Annotated in this window: 19 protein-coding genes; 12 read left to right on the top strand and 7 right to left on the bottom strand. The window is 63.5% G+C overall.

Annotation, left to right across the window (positions count from 1 at the left end; translation table 11 throughout):
* The first annotated feature begins 443 nt into the window (after positions 1-443).
* Positions 444-1,874, top strand: a complete 1,431-nt coding sequence (locus I41_RS20515) for a BBP7 family outer membrane beta-barrel protein (protein WP_145434782.1) — start codon at positions 444-446, stop codon at positions 1,872-1,874.
* Between the two features lie 191 nt (positions 1,875-2,065).
* Here I41_RS20515 and I41_RS20510 read toward each other — a convergent pair whose 3' ends face one another.
* Positions 2,066-2,254 carry a hypothetical protein gene (locus I41_RS20510; protein WP_145434781.1) on the bottom strand — a complete coding sequence of 63 codons (189 nt, stop codon included), beginning with the start codon at positions 2,252-2,254 and terminating at the stop codon, positions 2,066-2,068.
* A gap of 911 nt (positions 2,255-3,165) precedes the next feature.
* Here I41_RS20510 and I41_RS27465 point away from each other — a divergent pair.
* From I41_RS27465 to I41_RS20480, 5 genes are all read left to right on the top strand, one after another.
* Positions 3,166-6,720: an aminotransferase class I/II-fold pyridoxal phosphate-dependent enzyme gene (locus I41_RS27465; RefSeq protein ID WP_168207051.1), complete on the top strand. Its 3,555-nt coding sequence runs from the start codon at positions 3,166-3,168 to the stop codon at positions 6,718-6,720.
* Between the two features lie 284 nt (positions 6,721-7,004).
* A complete protein-coding gene (locus I41_RS20495; protein ID WP_145434779.1) occupies positions 7,005-7,277 on the top strand; it encodes a WXG100 family type VII secretion target in 273 nt (90 codons plus the stop codon).
* A gap of 101 nt (positions 7,278-7,378) precedes the next feature.
* The gene (locus I41_RS20490) at positions 7,379-8,005 is read left to right on the top strand and encodes a hypothetical protein (protein WP_145434778.1); all 627 of its coding nucleotides are present in this window, start codon (positions 7,379-7,381) and stop codon (positions 8,003-8,005) included.
* 8 nt (positions 8,006-8,013) lie between these two features.
* The gene (locus tag I41_RS20485; RefSeq protein ID WP_145434777.1) at positions 8,014-8,238 is read left to right on the top strand and encodes a hypothetical protein; all 225 of its coding nucleotides are present in this window, start codon (positions 8,014-8,016) and stop codon (positions 8,236-8,238) included.
* Positions 8,239-8,367: 129 nt separating this feature from the next.
* A complete protein-coding gene (locus I41_RS20480) occupies positions 8,368-12,291 on the top strand; it encodes an FtsK/SpoIIIE domain-containing protein (RefSeq protein WP_145434776.1) in 3,924 nt (1,307 codons plus the stop codon).
* 57 nt (positions 12,292-12,348) lie between these two features.
* Here the strand turns inward: I41_RS20480 and I41_RS20475 are convergent, their stop codons facing one another.
* Complete coding sequence (locus tag I41_RS20475; RefSeq protein WP_145434775.1) at positions 12,349-12,726, bottom strand: hypothetical protein; 378 nt, start codon at positions 12,724-12,726, stop codon at positions 12,349-12,351.
* Between the two features lie 166 nt (positions 12,727-12,892).
* The gene (locus tag I41_RS20470; protein WP_246133714.1) at positions 12,893-13,501 is read right to left on the bottom strand and encodes a DUF1810 domain-containing protein; all 609 of its coding nucleotides are present in this window, start codon (positions 13,499-13,501) and stop codon (positions 12,893-12,895) included.
* Between the two features lie 86 nt (positions 13,502-13,587).
* Here I41_RS20470 and I41_RS20465 point away from each other — a divergent pair, with 86 nt between their 5' ends.
* Together I41_RS20465 and I41_RS20460 are read left to right on the top strand one after the other, a co-directional pair.
* Entirely contained in the window at positions 13,588-14,586 is a 999-nt protein-coding gene (locus tag I41_RS20465; protein WP_145434774.1) for a DUF1559 domain-containing protein, read from the top strand.
* Positions 14,579-15,004, top strand: coding sequence for a hypothetical protein (locus tag I41_RS20460; RefSeq protein ID WP_145434773.1), 426 nt, complete (start codon positions 14,579-14,581; stop codon positions 15,002-15,004). The genes I41_RS20465 and I41_RS20460 overlap by 8 nt, the downstream gene beginning before the upstream one ends.
* Positions 15,005-15,051: 47 nt before the next feature.
* On the opposite strand, the gene I41_RS20455 is transcribed toward I41_RS20460, so the two are convergent.
* A complete protein-coding gene (locus I41_RS20455; protein ID WP_145434772.1) occupies positions 15,052-15,375 on the bottom strand; it encodes a hypothetical protein in 324 nt (107 codons plus the stop codon).
* A 537-nt stretch (positions 15,376-15,912) separates the two neighbouring features.
* Here I41_RS20455 and I41_RS20450 point away from each other — a divergent pair.
* From I41_RS20450 to I41_RS20440, 3 genes are all read left to right on the top strand, one after another.
* Positions 15,913-17,025: an NHL repeat-containing protein gene (locus I41_RS20450; RefSeq protein WP_145434771.1), complete on the top strand. Its 1,113-nt coding sequence runs from the start codon at positions 15,913-15,915 to the stop codon at positions 17,023-17,025.
* 196 nt (positions 17,026-17,221) lie between these two features.
* Positions 17,222-18,499 carry a phosphopyruvate hydratase gene (gene eno / locus I41_RS20445; protein ID WP_145434770.1) on the top strand — a complete coding sequence of 426 codons (1,278 nt, stop codon included), beginning with the start codon at positions 17,222-17,224 and terminating at the stop codon, positions 18,497-18,499.
* Between the two features lie 117 nt (positions 18,500-18,616).
* Positions 18,617-18,985 (top strand): hypothetical protein, encoded by a 369-nt coding sequence (locus tag I41_RS20440; protein ID WP_145434769.1) that lies wholly within the window; start codon positions 18,617-18,619, stop codon positions 18,983-18,985.
* Positions 18,986-19,004: 19 nt separating this feature from the next.
* On the opposite strand, the gene I41_RS20435 is transcribed toward I41_RS20440, so the two are convergent.
* The gene (locus tag I41_RS20435; protein ID WP_145434768.1) at positions 19,005-20,504 is read right to left on the bottom strand and encodes an HTTM domain-containing protein; all 1,500 of its coding nucleotides are present in this window, start codon (positions 20,502-20,504) and stop codon (positions 19,005-19,007) included.
* A 314-nt stretch (positions 20,505-20,818) separates the two neighbouring features.
* On the opposite strand from I41_RS20435, the gene I41_RS20430 reads away from it, so the two are divergent.
* Positions 20,819-21,394, top strand: coding sequence for a hypothetical protein (locus I41_RS20430; protein ID WP_145434767.1), 576 nt, complete (start codon positions 20,819-20,821; stop codon positions 21,392-21,394).
* Positions 21,395-21,617: 223 nt separating this feature from the next.
* Here the strand turns inward: I41_RS20430 and I41_RS27795 are convergent, their stop codons facing one another.
* Both I41_RS27795 and I41_RS20420 read right to left on the bottom strand, forming a co-directional pair.
* A complete protein-coding gene (locus tag I41_RS27795) occupies positions 21,618-22,451 on the bottom strand; it encodes a hypothetical protein (protein ID WP_210421013.1) in 834 nt (277 codons plus the stop codon).
* A 165-nt stretch (positions 22,452-22,616) separates the two neighbouring features.
* Positions 22,617-23,417, bottom strand: a complete 801-nt coding sequence (locus I41_RS20420; protein WP_145434766.1) for a hypothetical protein — start codon at positions 23,415-23,417, stop codon at positions 22,617-22,619.
* Between the last annotated feature and the right edge of the window lie 169 nt (positions 23,418-23,586).

Genomic DNA, 23,586 nt, shown 5'->3' with positions numbered 1-23,586 from the left:
AATTCGCAGTACAAACTCGGCGGGCGCAGGAAGATGAACCACAAAGGCACAAAGACCGCCAAGAAACGCCCAGTAACGCAGGAAAAGCGACTGCGGCGGAAGGGACTAGTGAAAAAGCCAGGCGACGAAGCCAGCCCTCCTGATCATTCTCTGCCTTTGTCTTCCAGCTTCCTTGGTGCGTCTTTGTGCCCTTTGTGCCTTCGTAGTTAGTCTTTCTGCCGCTCCGGCGGGCCGTTTGGCCTGGGCGACGAGCCTGTTGCTAGCATTCTTCCGCGGAATGACCGTCATTTTCGTCAGACTTTACCACCTTTACTCAACCGGCGAATCAGGCGCATCCGATACTACCGGCACAGAGACATCGCGCCGGCAGCAACACGCGGCCACGCGCTTATCCGGACTGCGTCGCCCACCTGCGGCGCTCCCACGAGGGGAAGTTCCATACCATGACTGCTCGAAAGCTCACCCACTGGCTCGCCGCTTGTTTTCTCCTCGCATCGGGCGCGGAAAGGGCTGCGGCTCAGGCTGCCGACGCCTTCTGCGATGAGTGCTGCGAGCATGACATGCAGTGGTTCGCTCCGGTCGATTTCGATTTCGATTGCGAGCCCATTCAACGCACCTGCGGTTGGGGCTTCACCTATGACCGCCTCGCGTGGGGCATCATGGGCGAGCGAAATCGCATCGGCACCGGCGGCACTAACGACGGCTCGCTGGGACCGTGGCGTGAGTTCCTCACGGGGCGCTTCATCGCCGACGGCACTGCAGTGCCGGTGAACATCGCCCCGCCGGTCCTGCTGGGCGGCCTTGATTCGGCGCCCCCCAGCGACGTCTTCGATTGGGGTCACCGCTACAACTTCAGCTACTACAACGGCGACGAGGCCTGGAATATCAACGTCCTCGACGGCCCGACCTTCGCCGATCAGCAGCTTTACGGCTCGCAAACTCAGGCGACGCTCTACGGCACCGTGATGATCGTGTTTGACGACCCGCTAAACCTGATGCGTGGCTTCATCGACGTCGTTGGCCCGATCGGCGGCCCCTTCCAACCAGACGGCCTCGCCGACGACATCGACGGCGACGGTCAATTCGGTCCCGACGGCTACGATCTGGACGATCCGGGTCGCGAACCAGACAGCTTCCTCATCGGCGACCTCCGCGGCGACTTCGACGACATCGTGAACCTGCCGGTCAGCTTCCAGTTCCTCACGGTTCGCAGTGCCACCCAGACCCGCGGCATCGAGTTGATGCGGACGCATCGTCTGAGCAACAACCACAAGATGGACAAGCACCAGAACAACAACGTCGAGCTTGGCGCCGGCGTCCGGTACTTCAGGCTGCGAGACGACTACGACGTCAACGGCTTTGCGTTCAACCCAGCGACGCCCAATGCACTGGCCAACGACTGGGGCGGCACGCTGGGCGACAGCTTCTGGAACACTCGCATCACCAACAACCTCGTCGGTCCGCAGATCTCGGCTCGCTGGACGCACCAGCGGAAGCGTTGGAACTTCGATCTGGCTGGCCGCTTCCTCTTCGCCTACAACGTGCAGAACTTCGAACAGAACACCATGCTCGGCCAAGGCTTGGTTCCCGGCCAGTACAACAAGCCGATCTACTTCGCCACCACGGTCGCCGACCATGGCAAGCAAGAGAACGACTTCTCGCCGACCACTGAACTGCGGGCCGACTTGAACTACCAACTAACCCGCTCGGTCGCCTTGCGAATTGGTTACACGGCGTTGTTCATCGACAACGTCAGCCGGGCGGCGAGCCAGGTCCGTTACGAGTTGCCCCGCATGGGCTTCCGCGACGACCAGGCCGGCAAGCAAGAGGTCTTCATGAACGGCGCCAACTTCGGCTTCGACGTGAACTTCTAACCAGCCGCTCAGCAGCAGTATTATGAACAGCCTCGACTTCGGTCGGGGCTGTTTTCATTGGTAGCGCGCCATGGCGACCGCTTCGTTCCCAGCGGCGCACAAAAAAAAGCGATCGCAGAGTGAACTGCGACCGCTCAATAGGTCAAGCCGGCGAGGAAACTCGCCATGGGATCCGCGATTCAGCAGGCCAGCTAAGCCTCGACGCGCTCGCCGTGCAACTGGCGAAGCTCTTCAAGCTCCGACGTCAGTCGATGACGCAGCGGGCTGGTGGGGCGAAGCTCCTCGAGGAGGGCTTCGGCCTTCTCGAAGCTGACCTCGGTGAAAATGCCGCTCTTAAACAGCTTGTTCCAGCTACGCGAGACTTCACTTTCGGTTAACACAGGTCAGCTCCTTTTCGGTCGACATCTGGGGCGAACGGCGGCCGTTCCAACGCTGCCGTTCATTATGCTTGTCGCCGTCGAAAACAGCAAGCCGCAGACGCCAGCAAACTGAACGTTTTGCACTGCTTGAGCGATGACTCTAACGGGAACCATACCTCTCCCGGTTTTCCATTGCGCCTTCGCGCCTTGGCGCGAGATCTCAAAAAGAATTGTCTCACGCCAAGGCGCGAAGGCGCGAAGATGGAGTGACAAGAACTGCCTGGATCAGGCGTTCATCGTGCCGTCGTGGTCCAAGCCCCCTCATTTCCTTGGCGAACCTGGGCGTCCTTGGCGGTTCAATCCTTGAATCTGCCGATGGCAACTTTTCCCAGTTCTCCAGGTCCTGCCGTCCAGCCAAACGGCGCCAATTCGTAAAACTTCCCCGACTTTGCTGATAGCGGCGCCCGCAGAAACAAAGTCCAAGTAAATACGCTCTCTAGCGAGGTTGCCGTAATTTGCTCGGGGTTCCGGAGGGTGGTAGGCTCCATGGTTAGACCTTCCCTCGATCCCGCCTGACCCCGAAAATAGCTCTCCCAGGGGGTGATTGGTCGATGCCAGCCAAATACAATAACTCCCTTAAGCGTCGGGCCCCTGGAACGGGCTCGCGACTGTTCCGAGTGCTGCAGGATGCGGTCGCTCGGTTGATCGGCCCGAACTCCCCGCCTCTGGCCTTGGCTCCGGTTCCCGCCGGTCGCCCGAGCTCAGCGGAGCGAGGTCAGGGCTAGGACCTGAGATCTGAAGCGGGGCCGACTTCCCGGCCGCGGCGCCCAGGGCTTCCCCAAGCTCCGCCCGGCCTCCCGCCTGCAAGCCCCGCGGTTTCTGCGACACTGACGCTGATGGTTGGCGTCACGTCGCGAGGAGTTAGCTACCAAGTGCACACGGATCAACTTCCCGGATCATTTTTCGGACCGTCGACCCTCGTCGAACTGCTGCGCCACCGCGCCCTCCACCAGGGGAACGACGCCGGCTTTAGATTTCTGCTTGATGGCGAGAAGGCCGAAGTCGCGTGGACCTACGCCGACGTCGACCGCAAGGCCCGCGCCATTGCCGCCTCGCTTCAAGCGATGGGTATGGAAGGGGAGCGCGCGCTGCTCCTTTATCCGTCGGGGCTTGATTTCGTCGCCGCGTTCTTCGGCTGCCTCTATGCCGGGGTGATCGCCGTCCCCGCGTACCCCCCGCGCCGCAACCGGAACATGGCCCGGATCGACGCCATTGCCAACGACGCCGAAGCCAAGATCGCGCTCACCACGTTCGAGGTGCTCGAACGCGTGCAGACGATGATCACCGACACCCCGGCGCTGCAGCGCATCCGTTGGCGCGCCACCGATCAATGGGACGAAGAGCAGGCTGACCAGTGGCGTCGCCCCGACGTCCACGGCGACACGCTCGCCTTCCTCCAGTACACCTCTGGTTCGACCGGCATGCCCAAGGGGGTGATGCTGACCCACTCGAACCTGATGCACAACTCGGCCATGATTACCTACGCCTTCGAGCACTCGCGCTCAGGCAGCGGCATGTTTTGGCTCCCGCTGTACCACGACATGGGCCTGATCGGCGGCATCCTGCAGCCCCTCTACATGGGCCGGCCGAATCTGCTGATGTCGCCGACCCACTTTCTGCAGCGCCCCGTCCGCTGGCTGCAGGCGATCTCGCAATCAGGCGCCACGATCAGCGGCGGACCAAACTTTGCCTACGATTTGTGCGCCGAGAAGGTGAGCGCCGAACAGAAACGGACCCTTGATCTCAGCCGCTGGTCGCTCGCCTTCAACGGCGCCGAGCCGGTGCGCGCCGAGACGATCGAACGCTTTAGCCAAGCATTCGCCGAATGCGGTTTCCGCCGCGAGGCGTTTTATCCCTGCTATGGTTTGGCCGAAGCCACTCTCATCGTGGCCGGCGGGTACAAGCAAACGGAACCGGTCGTTCAGTCGTTCGACCTCCATGCCTTGGAAAAGCACGAAGTCGTGCCCGTTCCCAGCGACGCTCCGCATGCCCGCGAACTCGTCGGCAGCGGCGGCAACTTGCTCGACCAGAACATCGTCATCGCCGACCCCGACACCTTCGAGCCGTGCACAGCTAACCAAGTCGGCGAAATCTGGGTCTCCGGCCCCAGCGTGGCGCAGGGCTACTGGCGTCGCGAAGAAGCGACGCACGAAACGTTCCAGGCGCGGCTCCGCGATGGCCGCGGACCGTTCCTGCGCACCGGCGACCTCGGGTTCCTCCACAAGGGCGAGCTTTTCGTCACCGGCCGCCTGAAGGATCTGATCATCATCCACGGGGTGAACTACTATCCCCAAGACATTGAACTTTCGATCGATGGCGCCCACGAAAAAGTGAAGCCAGGCGCCGGCGCTGCATTCGCCGTCGGCGACCAAGGCGCCGAGCGGCTGGTCATCGTCCAAGAGACCGAACGCGGCCGACACCTCAACTTCGAGGAAATTGTCGCCGCTATCCGCAAGCGGGTCGCTAACGAGATGGAACTCGCCGTTTCGGCGATCGTTCTGCTGAAGACCGGCAGCATCCCGAAGACCTCCAGCGGCAAAATACAACGCCATGCCTGCCAGGCGGGTTACCTCGCCGGCACGCTGGCTGCGGTCGCGACTTGGTCGGCTGAGACAGGACAGGTCGAAGTCGTCAAATCGGCCCGCCGTCGCGGCGTCGACGCCGATCTCGACGACGGCGTCGACGACGGCATCGATTACGACGCCGACGGCCTCGAAGCCGCCGCCGATCTGCCGCAAGCTCCCGTCGCTCCGAAGGCGATGAACGGCGCGGCGGCCCACCTGCCGACGAAGCCTGCATCGTACTCCCATGCCAACGGCGCTGCCGCCCAAGGCGCCGATCCCCGCCTCACCGGCAACCGGGCCCAGATTATCGAAGTCGTCTACGCCAAGGTCCGCGAAATCGGCCGCGAGCGCGTCGGCGAGCTCGACTGGGACGTCAACATCGTCGAGCTCGGGCTCGACTCGCTGGAGCGGATGGAAATCGTCGCCTCGTTGGAAGAAGCCTTCGGCGGCCGCTTTCCCGACTCGATTCTCCCGTCGATGGAAACATGCGGCGAAGTCGTCGAAGCGATCGAGCAGTTCATGGGGGGCCAGCTCAAGGACCGCAAGACTGCCCCGGTCGCCTACGAAGTCCCCGAGGAAGACTATCAATTCGCCAAGTCGGCCGACTTCCTCCGCCTGCAGGAGAACTTCAAGCTGACCACTCAGCATGGCATGACGAATCCCTTCTTCACGGTGCACGAAGGGATCATGAATGACCGGACGATCATCAACGGGCAAGAGTACGTCAACTTCTGCAGCTACAACTACATCGGCATGTCGGGCGACCCGGTCGTCGTCCGCGCCACGCAAGAAGCGGTGGCTCGCTACGGCACCAGCGTCTCGGCCAGCCGGTTGGTCTCGGGCGAGAAGCCGCTCCACGGCGCGCTCGAGCGCGGCATCGCCGACTTCATCGGCGCCGAAGCCGCCATCGTCCTGGTGGGCGGGCACGCCACGAACGAGACGGTCATCGGCCATCTCTTCGGCGCCGGCGACCTGATCCTCCACGACGCCCTGTCGCACAACAGCATCATGCAGGGCGCCATCCTCAGCGGCGCCCGCCGTCGGCCCTTTCCGCACAATGATTGGCGAGCGCTGGAGAAGATCCTCAGCGAGATTCGTCACGAATACCGCCGCGTGCTAATCGTCGTCGAAGGCGTCTACAGCATGGACGGCGATTATCCCGATCTGCCGCAGTTCGTCGAAATCAAGAAACGCCACAAGGCCTACTTGATGGTGGACGAAGCCCACTCGATCGGCACGATGGGCCTCCATGGCCGCGGCATGTCGGAACACTTTGGCATCAATCCGCGCGACGTCGACCTCTGGATGGGGACGCTCAGCAAGTCGTTCGGCAGCTGCGGCGGCTACATCGCCGCCCAGAAAGAGATCGTCGAGTACCTCAAGTACACGGCGCCCGGCTTCGTTTACAGCGTGGGTCTCTCGCCGGCCAACGCCGCGGCCGCCCTCGCTTCGCTCAACCTGTTGCAGGAGGAGCCGGAACGCGTCGCCCGCCTCGCCGAAAATTCGCGGCTGTTCCTCCGCCTCGCCAAGGATGCCGGACTCAACACCGGCAACAGCAACAACACGCCGGTCGTCCCGATCATCACGGGCAACTCGGCCCACGCCTTGCAACTGTCCCAGTTGCTCCGCGGTCGCGGCGTTAACGTGCAACCGATTCTCTATCCCGCCGTCGAGGAACGGGCCGCCCGGCTGCGCTTCTTCATCACCAGCAATCACACGCCCGAGCAGATCCACTACACGGTTCGCGCCGTCGCCGAGGAACTCGATTCGATCGATCCCTCCTACCGCGGCGCCGACCGGCCGTTGCCGGAGTTGTTGCACTCCCATAGCAACGACCGCATGGGCGTGTTGCCCCCCAGGTAACGCCAACGGTGTCGGGAGCCTTTTGCCACTGGCGACTCAATTTTCATGGTCAGCCGCCCAGTGGCAAAAGGCTCCCGACACCCTCGCTTCTCAACCGCGCAACCGTCACACCCCGCACCGCCGTACCCCTTCCGCGGCGATCGTGCGGCGAAGCCCCCGTTGCGCAGGCCTTTTCTTTACCCTCTATCACCCCGGGGTTAGAATCAAACTCACGGGCGGTGCGACGTTCGTTTTTTAGCCTCCAGCCGTCGCCACGGAACACGCTCGGAGTAAGAGGCCTCTTCATGTCGCAAGCAGTCGTCGACCCGGCGGAGCTTCGCCGCTTTGCCCATCAGCTCAAGCTCTTCAACGCGGAACTCGAAGAGCGCATGACCGCCCTGGCTGGTCAGCTTCACGCCCTGAACGTCACCTGGCGCGATCAGGAGCAAAAGAAGTTCACCGAAGAGTTCGAGCAGCACATGAAGCTCATCGGCCGCTCGATCGAAGCCACCAACGAATATGCCCCGTTCCTGCTGCGCAAAGCGGAACGGATCGAAGAATACCTGACGCAGCGATAGGCCAATGCTGAAGGATGAATGCTGAATGCGGAAAGGCCGTGCGCCGTTCCCCCATTCCCCATTCCCCATTCAGCGTTCCGCATTCATCCTTCAGCATTACTATGTCCTCCCCCGCCCAAGTCCGCTCGACCGACGCCATCGAGGCCCTCCGCGCCTCGCTGCTGAAATTCCAGCAGCGGGTGCAGACCGCCGTCGACGTCCTCGACGGCGAGCTCCACCGGGCGTCGAACTGGGTCGAACACGACCGCCCCGCCTACTGGAAACAGCAAACCCACGACGCCGAAGATGCCGTTCACTCGGCCAAGCTCGAACTCGAACGTTGCCTGATGATGACCGTCGCCGGCGAACGTCCGACCTGCCGCGAACAGAAGGCGGCGCTCGAAGCCGCCAAAGTCCGCCGCGCCTATTGCCAGGAAAAGTGCGAGTCGGTGCGCCGCTGGCAACGCAACTTTCGCCACGAGCAATTTGAATACGACGGCCGCATCGGCCAACTCCGCCGCGCGATGGAACTCGACGTCCCCAAAGCGGCCGCACTATTGCAAACGATCCTCCGCCGCCTCGAAGAGTACCAAATCGAACGCCCGCCGGAGTCGTCGCTGCCCAGCGAACCAACGGCTCCTACAGCCAATCACACGTCCAGCATCCGGCAACCAGCGTCAGCCGCCACAGAAACCGCGACAGAACCTGCAATTGATCAAAACAATCATCTCCTGACCCCTGACCCCTGACCCCTGCAATGCGCTCCGCCGACCTCTACACCAGCGCCGCCCACATCCGCGACGCCTTCGACGACCTGCAAGCCGCTTGGCTGGCAGCGTCGGAGCAGTGGAACGACGGCGTCAGCCGCGCCTTTTGCCAGAATCACTTGGAACCGTTGGGCCCAACGGTCAAACTAGCCCTCGACTCGATGACCCGCATGGGCGTGTTGGTCACCCACATGCACGCCGAGTGTGAGCAGTAGCGCGGAGGCAATCCTGAAGGATGAATGCTGAAGGCTGAAGGAAGAGAAGAGAGAATCCAGCATCCAGCAACAAGCTTCCGGCATTTAAGTCCCCATTCAGCATTCCGCATTCATCATTCAACAGTACTTATGACTCGCCTCTCGACCCGCCGCGAACTCGAGCTGATGCAGCACCTGCAGCAGCTGGCCGACAAGCGCGCGGGCGAAGAGCGGATCCTCGCCGCCGCCATCAGCGCCGAACTCGCCGAAGCGGATCAAGAATTCGCCGCTACGGCGCATCGCATCAATGAACAATACGCGCTCCAGATTCGCACGCTGGAGAATGAGTTCGCCGCTGTCCGCCAGACCGCCGTCACCGCCCACGACGACGCTGTGCGTCAGGCCGACGCCCAGTTCAAGACGGCCCTGAGAGCCAACGCGAGCCGCCGCGATGCGGATCTCGCAGCCGCGGAAAAGCACGCCGAAGAAGCCCAGTGGCAGGCGAACACGGTCTACGAGGCCCACAAGAATCACCCGCAACAGCTGCTCGACGAAGCGACCAAGCGACTGCAATCGCGCCGCCGCATTGCCGAGGGGCTGGAGCGCGACGCCCACACGCTCCTCACGATGCGCGGCCAACTGCAGGCCGCCGCCCAGTATGATTGGCGGACCGATCCAGCCGCCGCTCCCAGCGAAGCCGAGCAATCGCAGCGCCCCGCATCTGCCGAAGACCGCCTCGCCGACGCCCTCAATCGCCTCAAGCAGGGCGTCCTCGACCTCCAAGACCAAAAGCTCGCGTCGCTCTTCATCGAAGGCGGCCGCTGGACCGCCTGGCTCGGCGGCGCCGTCGTCGCCGGCTGCCTCGTCGGCGGGTTGGTCGGCGGCTTCGCGCTGCTCGGCTGGATCATTGGCGCGGTCGTTGGCGCCATCATCGGCGCGGCCATCGTCGCCGTCGCCCTCCCGCGCGGCCGACGCGGCTCGCTCCAGCAGTTCGGCCGCATCCAACGCTGGCTCGACGAGTCGCGGCAGTTCGAGCAGACCGCGCTCCACGAGGCAAAGTCTCACAGCGAGCGCCTCGCGCAGGAAAATCTCCGCCGCCGCGATCAAGACGTCGAGCACGCCCGCGCTCAACTTGCGGAGAAAACCGCCGCAGCCCAAACCACCCACGCCGCCGAACAAACGCGTCTCGAAACCGAACACGCCGCCCGCCGCGCTGAGTTCGCCGCCACGCGCGACGCCGCCCTCGCCGCCGCCGATGCGAAGTATCCCCCGCTCCTCGACCAGCAAGCCGCCGACCGCAAACGTGAAGAGGGCGAAAACGCCGCCAAGTTCGACGCCCGCCGTAACGCCGCCAACGCCAAGCAAGCCGAAGCCTGGCAAGCGATGGCCGACGCGTGGCTCAACGGCTTCCGCGAAGTCGCCGACGAACTCGCCGCGATGCAAGCGCGCTGCCGCGAGCTCTTCCCCGATTGGAACGTCACCGACCTCGCCGCTTGGCAGCGTCCTGCCGAACCGCCCGAAGCGATCCCCTTCGGCCAATGCCCGCTGCCGCTCCAAGCCGTGAAGCATGGCGTCCCCGATGACAAGCGGCTCGATCCCGGCGTCAAACGGCTCGTCCTCCCGGCGACGATGCCGCTGCGCGAACAGCCCCGCATGGTGATCACCGCCGACGGGGCAGGGCGCCGCGCCGCGGTCGAAGTGTTGCAGTTAATGATGCTCCGCTTCCTCACGTCGATGCCCGCCGGCAAGCTGCGGTTCACCATCATCGACCCCGCCGGCCTGGGCGAAAACTTCGCCGCGTTCATGCACCTGGCCGACTACGACGAACAACTCGTCGCCTCGCGCATTTGGACCGACCCGAAGCAGATCGACGACCGCCTGACGCTCATCAGCCAGCACATGGAAAAGGTGCTACAGAAGTACCTTCGCAACGAGTTCGCGACGATCCACCAGTACAACGAAAGCGCGGGCGAAGTCGCCGAGCCGTACCATGTGGTCGTCGCCGCGAACTTTCCGCATGGCTTTTCCGACTCGGCGGCTCGCAAGCTCATTTCGATCTCGCAAAGCGGCCCCCGCTGCGGCGTCTTCACGCTGCTCAGCATTGATACCGACCAAAAGCTCCCCCACGAGTTCCGCCTGCAGCCGCTGCTCGACGACGCGGTCCACCTCCAGTGGGTCGACAACCGCCTCGTCTGGAACTATCCGCTCTTCGAAAAGCTGCCGCTCGAACTCGACCGCATCCCCAACCCCGAGACGCTCAACGGCCTCCTCCGCACCGCCGGCGAGCAATCGCGCAAAGCGAGCCGCGTCGAAGTCCCCTTCGCGATGGTCGCCCCCGCGCCCGACAAGATTTGGAGCGAGGACAGCGCCCGCGAACTGGTCGTCCCCATCGGCCGCGCCGGCGCGAAGGAGCTGCAATCGCTTCGCTTCGGCATCGGCACGTCGCAACACGCCCTCATCTCCGGCAAGACCGGCTCGGGTAAGTCGACGCTGCTCCACGCGCTCATCACGAACGCCGCGCTCCATTACTCGCCCGAGCAATTAGAGCTCTATCTCATCGACTTCAAGAAGGGCGTCGAGTTTAAAGCCTACGCCAACGGCCAGTTGCCCCACGCCCGCGTCATCGCCATCGAAAGCGAACGAGAGTTCGGCGTCAGCGTGCTCGAACGGCTCGACGCCGAACTCCGCCGCCGCGGCGAGCTTTTCCGCACGCACGCCGTGCAAGACCTCGCCGGCTTCCGCCGTGCGGTTCCCGACATGCCGATGCCGCGCACACTGCTCATCGTCGACGAATTCCAGGAACTCTTCGTCGCCGACGACAAGCTCGCCCAAGACGCCGCGCTGCTGCTCGACCGCCTCGTCCGCCAAGGCCGCGCCTTCGGCATCCACGTGATGCTCGGTTCGCAAACCCTCGCTGGCGCCTACTCGCTCGCCCGTAGCACGCTGGGCCAGATGGCCATCCGCATCGCGCTCGAATGCAGCGAGGCCGACGCCCACCTCATCCTCAGCGACGAGAACACCGCCGCCCGCCTGCTGAACCGTCCCGGCGAAGCGATTTACAACGACCAAAACGGCCTCGTCGCCGGGAATCATCCGTTCCAAGTGGTCTGGCTCCCCGACCCGCAGCGCCAACAGTACCTCACCACCCTCCGCGGCTTGCCGCTTAGCGCGCAGTTCACCCCGCCCCCCACGATTGTCTTCGAAGGCAACGTCCCGGCGAACCCGCAAGACAACCCCGACATGGTCGCCGCGATCAGCCGCCCCGAGCTGACGACCCACCTCGAACCAACCCTTTGGCTCGGTTCCGCGGTGCGCATCGAACCGGCCACTCACCTCGTCCTCCGCCGCCAGGGTGGCCACAACATCGCGATCATCGGCCAAGACGAAGAGATGGCCGCCGGCATGCTCGCCAATGCCGTCATCGCCCTCCACGCCCAGCATGGCGAAGCGGCGGTCCGCTTCACGGTCCTCGACGGAACGCGCCCCGAGTCGCGCGTTCCGGGCATGTGGGCCGAAGTCGCCGCCGCCGTCGGCGACGCGGTCGAAGTCGTCCCGCCGCGCGGAGCCGCCGCCGCCGTCAGCGCCCTGGCCGACGAAGTGAAACGCCGCGGCGAATCGCCTGAAGAACGCTACCCGTCGCTCTACCTCATCGTCTACGACCTCGCCCAGATCCGCGACCTCCGCCAAACCGAAGACGACTACAGCTTCTCGTTCAGCAAAACCAACGGCTCCGCGCCGGCCCCGGACAAACGCTTCCGCGAGATCCTTAAAGAGGGCCCGGTGGTCGGCGTCCACGTCCTCTTCTGGTGCGAGTCGTACAACTCGATGACCCGCGCCATCGACCGCCTCTCGCTACGCGAAATCGAATTCCGCGTCGCGATGCAAATGAGCGGCGCCGACTCGACGAGCGTCATCGACTCGCCGGCGGCCACGCTGCTCGGCGAAAACCGCGCGCTCCTCTACCGCGACGACATTGGCACGCAGACCAAGTTCCGCCCCTACGGCCCGCCGACGCAAGAATGGCTAGCCTGGGTCGCCGCGCAAACAAAGCCGCGACCGGTGGTCGCGGAATAGACGCTCGTCGCCTCCACAAATCTCGCGTGGTCACAACGGAGTTGTGTCGCAGCCACGCTACCCGTCCGCATCTAGATCTTCGTAGAAACACTTCGCATCGGGGATCTTATGCAGATATCCCTCTACTGCGGCATAAAGTTGCTCATCTCTGCTGTGCATGAGCCAAAAAGCGCCATCGACGTTTCGAAACGTCAGATCCGCCTCCCACACAGAACGTTCACTGTTTCGATACTGTTCGACTTCAGTTGCCGGAGGAGGTTCCAGAAATCCAATCACATCGCACCAGTCATTTAGTACATGTCGCGATAAATTCGGTAGGATCGTCCCGGGCGGCGCCAATCCGTCAGCTTCGATGATTTTCCACGCATCTTCCAACTCTTGATCGAATGGCCCCCCAAAAAACAGTGGAGGATCGATCCACCAATAGGCGGACAAACTTCCAAGAATTGGCCGAAAGAAGAACTCAAACGAAGATTGCCCACGTGGAACTGGCGATGGTTTGCGAGGCGGTCTCTCCTCGCCTGGAAGCAACAGAGGAACACCGCTCCATCGGCAGGGACCAACATGCAAAACGCGTCGCGTCATATTCAGTATCGCTCTTCTATGGGTGACTGTCATTGTCACTTAACAACCGCAAAGTCCTCTCATCCCGCCCACCGCCAAAATACTTCCCCAGCAACCGCTCAAACTCCGACCCCGCCGGCGAAACCTCCGCAAACAACGTCGCGCACGACCGCAGCTTCAAATCGTCCGGCGTCCCAAATATCTCCCGCGCCGAACGCCCCTCGACCCCCAGCGTCGCCTCGACGCACTCCACGAGCCGCGGCCCCAACGTCGCATGCGCCAAATACGCCCGCGTCTCCTCCAGGCTTTTGATCGCGTAGCGCTCCGCCATCGGGCTAAACCCCAGCCCGTCGAACTGCGGGAAGATATACCACATCCAGTGGCTCTCCTTCCGCCCAGCGCGGATTTCCGCGAGCGCCCGCGCGTAGGCGTGCTCCTGCGCCTCGACGAATCGCTTCAGTTCAAACGGATCATCCGTGCGATCATGGCCAGTGGTTTGCCCGTCCTGCATCGTGGCGCCTCGCCAACCGCATGTGAGCGTCGATCTGCCGCCCAGCAGCGCCGACGCCTCGCTGGGAATCTTCCAGATTGTACGTGCAAAGTCGGTCTCGTCGGGTAGAATTGCCCTCGCCCCCAGGTACGGCAACTGACGAAAGTGTGTTTGCCTCAGTCCTTTTCTGCCGCCATCGTCGATCGCTCCCTTCTCGCTCCACCTGCATAGGGCGCCGCCCCATGACCTTCCAGGCGACGAATCCGCATCGGCGCCGACGCGCCCCCTCGGCGTTCACGCTCGTCGAGCTTCTCGTCGTGATCGCCATCATCGGCGTGCTGGTCGCGCTGCTGCTCCCCGCCGTGCAGGCGGCGCGCGAGGCCGCCCGTCGCTCGACGTGCGTCAACAACCTCAAGCAAATCGCGCTCGGCGCCCTCAACTTTGAGTCGAGCAAGAAGCAGTTCCCGCCCGGAACGTACAACTGGATCGATCGCTACGGCGGCGGAGCGACAGGCCCGACCGAGCAGGACCGGCGCTGCTGGATGCACGATCTGTGGCCGTACATCGAGCAAGCGACCCTCTCCGCGCAATTCGAAGCTCACATGAAAAAAGCGGGCGCCAGCGCCCTCGGTTTCCCGAAATTAGATACGATCATCCCCTCGGCGATGTGCCCGGCGGATCACCTATCGCCGAAGCTCCACACCTTCTGGGGCGGGCTCGACGGCTTGCCGACCCAAGGGTTTTCCGGCAATTACGTCGCCAGCGCGGGAAGCCTCTATTTCAACAAGGCGTTGCCCGGCGACACGGCCGTCGGCGCGGCGTCGAGCGCCCGTCAGGACGGCGTTTACTTCGCCCTGTCCAAAATTTCGCCGGCCGACATTACCGACGGGCTCTCCAACACGCTTGCCTTCACCGAGATCAAACTGGTCGAAGACACCGACTCCCACGACCTGCGCGGCCGCTATCACAATCCCACCCACGGCGGCGTCCTCTTCACGACCCTCTATCCGCCCAACACCTCTCGCCCCGATCGCTTCAATTGGTGCGCGCTGAAGCCTCCCGCCGACGCCCCCTGCCTGCAAGTGACCAGCGAAATGCAAATTGCCGCCCGCAGCTACCACAGCGGCGGCATCGTCAACGCCGCCCGCGTCGACGGTTCGGTCGCGGCCATCTCCGACGACGTCGAGGTCGCCGTTTACAACCAACTTGGCAGTCGCGGCGGAGGCGTCGGCATTGACTGAACATCAACACGCGCGCGGCTTTTGCTTGGTACGACCGGCGCATCGCGGTGCGTTGCTCGGCGCGCTGCTCCTCGCCGCGGTCGGTTGCGGCGCGGGCGACGGAAAAGTTCCGGTCACCGGAGTCGTCACCTTCGACGGCAGCCCGATGCCCGATGGTTACATCACCTTCACCCCCGAAGGCGGCGGCACGCCCGCGGCCGCCCCCATCGCCGCCGGCAAGTTCGAGGTAGGCGTCAAGCCAGGCGCCCATCGCGTCGAGATCGAAGCCTCCCATTTCGTCGGCGAGAAGAACCCCATCATGGGCCTCCAACCGCGCGAGCAATACGTCCCGGCCCGCTACAATTCGGAGACGACGCTGCGCAGCGAAGTGACCGCCGACGGCGAGAACGCGTTTAACTTCGATCTCACCTCGAAGTAGCCGCGGGTCAACGGCTTGCCGGAACGCCCCGCTTGGGATTTCAGACGTTACGGGCTCTGAAAGAAAGAGATCACCATATCAGTGAGGATTGCCAAAGCCCCCAGGATCACGACAAATGCCAACAGCCTGAAAGCGCCGCGCTGTTCGTGATCCTCTTCAGGGGCGTCCGACTCGAGATCGGCTTCGTTCCGCTCAATGCTCGCCTGACACTTCTTGCAAATCCGCAGCGGCTCTCCGTGGTAAGCCGGCACGCGACGAATCTCCTCAAGCCATTCCTCGTCGTCAACGAAGTTCTGCGATTCCATCTCGTAGATGAACTCGCGGCTCGGCTCGAGCTCAGCCTCGCAGTAATCGCAACGGGACTTGGGCATGACCTCAATCTCCGCAAGCTTGCGTTCATCAGCAACCCAATCTAAGCCAGGAAGAAATGCGATGCCAAGGGCTAGCGACGATTTCAGGTTCGCCGTGTTTCCTTGGCGCTCTTGGCGGTTCACCTGAATCAAGATGGTGCGTTTTCCAAGTGCTCGCGCGCGTCAAGCCCTCATTTGTGGCCACCTCGCTCCACAATATCCCGACAACTTTTTTGTAGAAAATGGCCGCGCACCTCTCTATGTTCGAGGTAGCTAAACAGTCAGTTGTCCGTTGTCAGTAGTCAGTGGCGGCTGCCGCCAGAATCAAACCTCATCGCCTTCGCAACTGACCACTGACCACTGACCACTGACGATTCCAATTGCCCATTCAGTCCCGGTAACGCCCTTATGTCAGGACAAAACGCCAACCGCCGAACTGCCTGCAGCGCCAACGACTTGCGCCGCGGCGAGTCGCGTTTTGTCCGCTCTGCGGTAGAATCAACGGCGGACAAAACGGCGGCCTTCTTTTCAACATCATCCGTTTCAGGATCAAGCGTCATGTCGCGCACCAATCATTCGCTCACTCGTCGCACCTTCGTCCAACAAGCCGCGGCCGGCTCGCTCGCTCTGGTGGCCGCTCCCGCGCTCGTCACCGCGGCCAAGAGCGATGCGAAGCGACCGATCGTCGGCGTCGGCGACCATCAATACGAAGTCGATCACCACTGGGCGAAACTTCCCGCAAAGTTCACCTGGCAGACGACCCACAACGTCGCCGTCGGCAGCGACGGCTCGGTCTACGTCATTCATGAGGGTCGCCCTGACCAACCCGATCATCCGTCGATCTTCGTCTTCGATCCCGAGGGGAACTACATCCGCTCCTTCGGCAGCCAGTTCCAAGGGGGCGGCCATGGGCTCGAAGTCCGCCAGGAGGGCAGCGACGACTTCGTCTACGCGACCGCGTATCAGATGAAGCGGTCGTTCGCCAAGCTGACCCCCGACGGCGAGACCGTCTGGCACAAGTTCGCTCCGATGGAGGCGGGCGGCTACGCCGAGGGCGAAAATGTGCTGCCGCGCACCGACAATCCGTGGGGCCGCGATCGCTTCCATCCCACCAACTACGCATTCTTGCCCGATGGCGGCTTCTACCTCGCCGACGGCTACGGCAGCTTCCGCATGCACCGCTACGACGCCGACGGCAAGTGGCTCAGCAGCTTCGGCAAACCGTCCGATGGCGACAAACCCGCGGATGGCGCGTTCAACACCCCCCACGGCGTCTGGATCGACGCCCGCGGCGACGAACCTCTCGTCGTCGTCGCCGATCGAGCGAACAAGCGCCTCCAGTGGTTCACGCTCGACGGCGAGCACCGCCGCACGCAGGACGGCTTCCTCCTGCCGGCGAACGTCGACTCGCAAGGCGAACTGTTGCTCGTCCCCGACCTTGTCGGCCGCGTTACCTTGCTCAACGGCAAGAACGAGGTCGTCTCCCATCTCGGCGACGACAGCGAGCGGATGAAAGCCGACGCGAATTTCGCCATCCGCGGCGACGAGAAGCAGTGGAACGCCGGCAAGTTCGTCCACCCGCACGACGCCTGCTTCGACGCCGACGGCAATATCTACGTCGCCGAGTGGGTCGGCAGCGGGCGCGTCTCCAAGCTAAAGAAGTTGTCATGAACGAGGTGAACACGAATCACTCAAAGCGAGCCGAGGCGTCCCCGCCCCCGGCGTCTCAGTACATTGAAAGGAGCCGTCTCACGCTCGAAAACCCCCGCTCGACAGCGGCAGGCCAAACCCTAAAATGGCGGGTTCTTCGCATCTCAGGACAGATGACCAAGCGAACCAACCCACCGTCCTACGAAAGGACCCCGCCATGAGCACGATTGTTGATATCCGCGGCCGCCAGATTCTCGATTCCCGCGGCAACCCGACCGTGGAGGTCGACGTCACCCTGTCGGACGGCACCACCGGCACCGCCGCCGTGCCGAGCGGCGCCAGCACCGGCGCCCACGAAGCCAACGAGCTTCGCGACGGCGACAAGGGCAAGTGGGTCGGCAAGGGCGTCTCGAAGGCGGTCGCCAACGTCAACGACAAGATCGCCGACGAGCTGATCGGCATGGACGCGATGGATCAGATCGCGGTCGATCGCCGCATGATCGATCTCGACGGCACGCCGAACAAGAAGGACCTCGGCGCCAACGCGATCCTCGGCGTCTCGCTCGCCGTCGCCCACGCTGCGGCCCGCTACTGCGAGCTGCCGCTGTTCCGCTACCTAGGCGGTTCGAACGCTCGCCTCCTGCCGGCGCCGATGATGAACATCCTCAACGGCGGCCAGCATGCCGACAACTCGGTCGACATCCAGGAGTTCATGGTAATGCCGCTGGGCTTCGATAACTTTAGCGAAGCGCTCCGCTGCGGCGTCGAAATCTTCCACAACCTGAAGAAGGTGCTCCACGACAAGAAGCTGAACACCTCGGTCGGCGACGAAGGCGGGTTCGCTCCCGACCTCGCCGCCAACGCAGATGCGTTCGGCGTCATTCTTTCGGCCATCGAGAAGGCTGGCTACAAACCAGGCGAGCAGGTGTGGTTCGCGCTCGACGTCGCCAGCACTGAGTTCTACGACACGAAGAAAAAGGTCTACACGATCGATGGCAAGGAGCTCGATTCGGCCGCGATGGTCGACTTGCTCGCGGGTTGGGCCGACAAGTATCCGATCTGCTCGATCGAAGACGGTTGCGCCGAGGATGATTGGGCTGGCTGGAAGCTGCTGACGGACAAGATCGGCGACCGTTGCCAGCTGGTCGGCGACGACCTGTTCGTCACCAACGTCGAGCGCCTGCAACGCGGCATCGACGAAGGGATCGCCAACAGCATCTTAATCAAGGTGAACCAGATCGGCACGCTCACCGAGACGATCGACGCGATCAATCTCGCCCATCGCAACGGCTACTCGAGCATCGCGAGCCACCGCAGCGGCGAGACCGAAGACGCGACGATCGCCGATCTGGCCGTCGGTTTGGCGACCGGTCAGATCAAGACCGGCTCGGCGAGCCGCAGCGACCGGATGGCGAAGTACAACCAGCTGCTCCGCATCGAAGAGATGCTGGGCGACGGCGCCATCTACGGCGGACCGTTGTTTAAGAAGAAGTAATCGCCGGACGAGAGTCGCGGCGAGGAATTCACCGCTGATAGACGCTCGGCGGCGCTAATGTCGTTAGCGTCCGGCCAGCGTTTATCAGCGGTGCTCCCTTTAGAAAGCGACGAAGTCATGGCGACACAGTCTCGGGAATCTGAGAATCAGCGCTCGCCCAAAGCGCCGATTACCGACTCGCCGTGGCTGTGGTTCGCGCTGTTCACCGCGGTGGGGCTCGCGGCGCTGCTCGCCACGGGCGGGAAGTTCGGCAAGCGGCAGGCAAACATCGAGAACAAGTACCAGGCCCGCTCGGCGGTCGCCAGCGGCTCGCTGGAGATCGATGACAGCGGTTCGGGAGAGAAGCGCGCCGTCGGCGCGCCGAATTACTCGACGCCCGACAAACCGGTGATCCCGCTCTGGCCGCTGGAAATCGTGCTCGCGGTGATTTGCATCGGCTCCACGACGATGCTGCTGCGCGAGCGGTTCCGGGCATCGCCCGGGTGATCGGGGAAGTCGCGCCGACTTAAAACTCGCTGCCGTCGCGCAAGGCTTCGGCGAAGTTCCCCCCTTCGTCGCCGGCGACGACCTGAGCGAGCGTCATCCGGGCGTGGTCGCCCGGCGTGCCGGCCAGATCGAACTCTTGCGAGTAGTAATAGAAATCGAGCCGCACGACTTGCTCGCTGGGGCCATGTTCGGCATTCCAGCGGCGAATCATGTAGTCGGCCAGCGCCTGGCGGTACGGCGCGCACGAGTCCGCGCGGAGCCGGAGATGCAGCTTTCGCCAGCGGTGGTTGCTGAATTGGCGGGACGTCAGCGCCGGCTTCTGTTGGAGCACCTCCGCGCCGCCGCTCCAGAGATCGACCAGCTCGCCATTTTGAAGTCGAGCCTGATAGACAAACCAGCCGTCGCGTCGCGGCGGGCGCGCAAACACCCCCCAGCCCTGTCGCAAGCCGGTCAGATGTCCCACCATTCGCACCGAGCGGTCGAACGAATTGAGGGCGTGGCGGGAAACTTCGCTGGCGACGTTCCAGTACACGACGATGGCGAGCGATAGGACGCACAACGCGGTGATAAAGTTCCGGCCGAAGCGCCGGCTTGAGGTAATCGGCGTCATGCTCACGGGCGGCGGCGGCTCGGCCCAACGGAACGCCGCGAAGCGGTCCCAGAATTCGCGGGGCAGCACGGCCAGCCAGACGGCAATCGCCGCATAGGAAAACAGTCCCACGGTCATCGTCACGGCGATGCCGAGGTGGAGCAGTACGAATGCAGTGAAGGCAATCAGCCGGAGTCGGGCCGCTTGCCACGGTATAAACAGCAGCAGCGGGCCAAGAATTTCTAACCAGACGGTGACGCGGCTGAACAGTTGGGTCAGGGCAGGGTAGCCGCTGAGCGCGGTGCCGAGCGGCAGCCCGTACAGCCCAAACTTGCAGACGTTGCCCAAGGCGTCTTCGCGAAGCCAGGCATCGTTCCATTTGGCCCAGCCGGCGAACCAGTAGACAATGGCGAGCTGAACGATCAGAGCGAACGTGGCGAACGACACGTGCGGATGACCCTGAGACAATTCCGCGGGACTGCGACGCCGTCGCGCATCGAGCGACCACGCCTCCCCGACAGGCAAAAACATGCTCCAGAAAAGGGCGACGCGCAGCATTGTATCGCCGGCGTTTAGCACCAGCGGCAGCCGCATCTGCAGCGACGTGAGCAGGATCCAAGAGCCGATGACCGCCAGCCGCGTTCCATAGCCGACAAGCATGGCCAGCGCCAGCAGGGCGGCTAGCCCGAACAGCAGCGCTTGCCACGCGTCGTTGCCGCTGAGGAGGTGCAGCGACCACACGGGGAGCTGCTGGAGCTCGCGGACGAACTCGACCGGCGCGAACCCCGCGCTGGAATACATGGCGCGGAAGTCACTGGCGCGAATGGCGAGATCGGTCAGCACGACCCCTGCCAGACCGATGCGCATCGCCGCGAGCGACCGCAGGTCGAGGCCAAACGTGCTTCGAAAGTAGTCGGCGAGGCGAGGCATCTAAGTGCTATTGTACCGGCCGCCGTCGCCCACAGAGCCGTTGCAACTGCGGGCAAACTGGCGGAATGCGTGGCGGCAAACGCGCATGCGTCGTATCATCGAAATAAGCCGCAAGACGAGACTTTTACATCCGAGGCAGCGTTGCGGCCCCTTTGCACGTTCACTCATTTGTGGGAGGCGTCTCCGACGCCGAATCCGTTCACTGCCACGAGCCATGGCGGTTACACAGCGCCGCTTTCGGGGGCAGAGACCTCTCCCACAGCCTTCGTATGGAAGGCCGCGTTGCGGCCACACCTGTTGCTAAGGAACTCACGATGACGTTCTTCACCGAAAACGGGCTGGCCATCGCCGTCATCGGCGGACTGGCGACGACGCTCACGTTGGTCTTCTTTATGGCGCGCCGAACCGGCGGTTCGCTGGGCGCTTTGGCGGCCGCGGTTGCAGCGACGATCGTCCTCTTGGCGATTGAGTGGTTCGTGCAGACCGATCGCGAGCAGGTCGCTTCCGCGGTTCACGACATTTACGCCGCCGTTGACCGGAACGACGTCGAGGGCGTCTTGGCGCTCGTTGACCCTAGCGCCGCCCAAATCCGCGCGGACGTGCAAGCCTTGATGCCATCGGTCAAGGTCGAGAGCGCCGGCAGCGGGCGGAACATCGAGGTGACGCTCGAAGAGTCAACAACGCCCAGCAGCGCCACGTCGAGTTCGCGCGCCTTCCTCAACGGAATTCACGTTTCGAGCGGCCAGCCTGTTCCGTACGTTAACCAACGGGTTGATATGGAGTGGGCGAAGAGCGGCGACCGGTGGCTGCTGAAAGGATACACCGCCTATTTCGACGGCAAGCCGATCGATGCGGTGAACAGTGCCCGGACCAATCGCCCCGTGCCTTAACGCTGTTCCGTAAGAATTGAACCACGACGGCACGACAGACATGACGAGAACAAGTCGTTCGCTCTTCCGTCTTTCTTTGCGCCTTCGCGCCTTTGCGTGAGATCTAAACCAAGATGATCTCACGCAAAGGCGCGAAGGCGCAAAGTAAATACAGGATTAAACAAGGCGTAGCTTGAAAGGCATTTCCGCCGTGCTCGTCGTGCCGTCGTGGTGAAAAACTTGATCAGTCGTGGTGATGCCCGCCGCCGCCGCCGTGATGGCCGCCATTGTCGAAGTCGCGCGCCGGCTCGTCGTAGTAGAACTCACGGTTGGGCGTGCGGTACTGCGGTTCGCGATAGCCGTCCGCGCCATCGGGATCGAGGCGGCCGGCGTCGGGGACGCCGTAGCCAGGTCCGTAGCCGTAACCGCCATATCCCCAGGGCGGGACGCCGGCGCCGGGGCCGTATCCCCCCCCGCCCGGACCATAGCCGCCGCTGCCCGGACCGTAGCCACCTCCGCCGGGTGCGTAACCGCCGCCGCCGTAGCCCGCGCCGCCGAAGCCGCCGCTGTTGCGATAGCCGCCGCCGTACCACGCGCCGTAGCCGGGGATGAAGGCCTGGCTTTGGCCGCCGGCGATCGTGGAACCGCGCCACGCGTCGTGGAAGCGTTCCCACTCGGCGTCCATTCCGCCGCGGCCGTTGCCGAAGCTAGTGACGCGGTAAATCGTGTCGACCGAGCCGTCGCCGCCGCGGATGATTGTGCGATTGCGCGAGTAGCCGCTGGTGACACGGCGCGGGTCGTCGAAAGGCTCGATCGGCGGCTTCATCGCATACTGGGCGACGCGGGCGCCGGTGGTCGGATCGTGGGTAAAGCGACTCGGCAGGAAGATCCAGCTGTCTTGCGCTGGCGGACATGCGGGGGGCGCCGGTGGCGTGCGCAGCGGCGTCGCTGTGCAGCTATCGGCGTGAGCTGCATTCGCGCGAGTCAGCAGCATGACGGCGAGAATCGCCGCCGCGAGGATCAGTTTCCACGCGAACGAGGGGAGGCCGAACAGCGAAGGAGAAGTCGATCGATTCATAGCACGTCAGAGAAGCAGGTCGTGAGGGACGAGGCTGTCGCTTCCGTGCGCTGGATGAAGTGTTGGAACTCCTTCGAAGGTCTTGAGCGGTGACTGTCGCAGATTGCATGCCGCTGCCGATTTCGGCCGGAAGCGGCGTCTCGATGTTGCCTTTTCGAATCAGCCCTATTCGGACAAGCCGTCGGTCGGCGACGCGCCGCCGAAGCCGGCGGCGCGTTCGCGGAGGTCGAGCGGATTGCCGGCGTCGTCGCGGCCCCCTTCTGGTTCGCCGGGCGCGGCGGCAGCGGGGTCGGCAGCAGGGGCGGCGGGTTGTTCCCCCGGGGGGGGACTGATTTGAGTGGTCGGCGGGACGTACGCCGGCTCTTCGGGCTCAAGGCTGCCGCCGAGCATTTCGATGGCCTTTTCGGGAGTCGTACCGGCCGGCACCTTCGATTTCGGGCTGCCCGGCACGAGACGAATCTGCAGACCGACTTCGCCTTGTGCAGGAACGTAGCAGTATTCCTGGTCCGCAGGGATTTCCGGCAGCGGAACGCCGTTGAGAGCCAAGGCAACGACGTCCTTCATAAAGGACTCTTGCGTTTTGGGATAGGAGAAGTCGTTCTGCGGATAATAGAGTTGGTTCGCGTGGTCGATTGCCAAAATCATCGTCTGGTGCTTGGCATACAGGCCAGCCGCCGCGGCGGAACTGATGCCCAGCACGTTGGCGCCTTCCTTCGCATCCTGGCGGGTACGTCGACCCTTAATTGGATCCTTCGAAGTAAACTTCCGCGGGATATCCGTCACCGGAATCTCGTTTTCGGGCAGCGCTTCGCCGGGGATGCCGGCGACTAGGGGCTTCTCCTCCGGCACAGGCGTGCTGGCGGCTGGTGGCGCGGCCGGGCCGGTCGGCAGGGCCGGGGCGTCTCCGCAGCCGAGCGCGGCGGCGAGGGCGAGGGCGAGGGCGGAGCGAAAGGTCGAGGCGTGCATGCCGATACTCCTTCCAATGGAACTAGTTCTTTCAACACAGAGAGCACAGAGGACACAGAGGGGCGGGCGATCGGCATTCGGCTGTCAGTGGTCGGCCACGCGATGGAGTTTGCTTGCTCCAATCGCTTTCTTTGTGCTCTCTGTGTCCTCTGTGTTGAATGTATTCGAT

This window comes from Lacipirellula limnantheis (assembly GCF_007746075.1).
Lineage (GTDB): Bacteria > Planctomycetota > Planctomycetia > Pirellulales > Lacipirellulaceae > Lacipirellula > Lacipirellula limnantheis.
This window is presented reverse-complemented; position numbering and strand designations above follow the sequence as displayed.

Excerpts from the sequence above, each read along its gene's own strand:
- I41_RS20420 (WP_145434766.1), bottom strand. The coding sequence starts at position 23,417 with ATGCACGCCTCGACCTTTCGCTCCGCCCTCGCCCTCGCCCTCGCCGCC.
- I41_RS27795 (WP_210421013.1), bottom strand. The coding sequence starts at position 22,451 with ATGAATCGATCGACTTCTCCTTCGCTGTTCGGCCTCCCCTCGTTCGCG.
- I41_RS20515 (WP_145434782.1), top strand. The coding sequence starts at position 444 with ATGACTGCTCGAAAGCTCACCCACTGGCTCGCCGCTTGTTTTCTCCTC.
- I41_RS20485 (WP_145434777.1), top strand. The coding sequence starts at position 8,014 with ATGCGCTCCGCCGACCTCTACACCAGCGCCGCCCACATCCGCGACGCC.
- I41_RS20450 (WP_145434771.1), top strand. The coding sequence starts at position 15,913 with ATGTCGCGCACCAATCATTCGCTCACTCGTCGCACCTTCGTCCAACAA.
- I41_RS20430 (WP_145434767.1), top strand. The coding sequence starts at position 20,819 with ATGACGTTCTTCACCGAAAACGGGCTGGCCATCGCCGTCATCGGCGGA.
- I41_RS20435 (WP_145434768.1), bottom strand. The coding sequence starts at position 20,504 with ATGCCTCGCCTCGCCGACTACTTTCGAAGCACGTTTGGCCTCGACCTG.
- I41_RS20495 (WP_145434779.1), top strand. The coding sequence starts at position 7,005 with ATGTCGCAAGCAGTCGTCGACCCGGCGGAGCTTCGCCGCTTTGCCCAT.
- I41_RS20455 (WP_145434772.1), bottom strand. The coding sequence starts at position 15,375 with ATGCCCAAGTCCCGTTGCGATTACTGCGAGGCTGAGCTCGAGCCGAGC.
- I41_RS20440 (WP_145434769.1), top strand. The coding sequence starts at position 18,617 with ATGGCGACACAGTCTCGGGAATCTGAGAATCAGCGCTCGCCCAAAGCG.
- I41_RS20480 (WP_145434776.1), top strand. The coding sequence starts at position 8,368 with ATGACTCGCCTCTCGACCCGCCGCGAACTCGAGCTGATGCAGCACCTG.
- I41_RS20465 (WP_145434774.1), top strand. The coding sequence starts at position 13,588 with ATGACCTTCCAGGCGACGAATCCGCATCGGCGCCGACGCGCCCCCTCG.
- I41_RS20490 (WP_145434778.1), top strand. The coding sequence starts at position 7,379 with ATGTCCTCCCCCGCCCAAGTCCGCTCGACCGACGCCATCGAGGCCCTC.
- eno (WP_145434770.1), top strand. The coding sequence starts at position 17,222 with ATGAGCACGATTGTTGATATCCGCGGCCGCCAGATTCTCGATTCCCGC.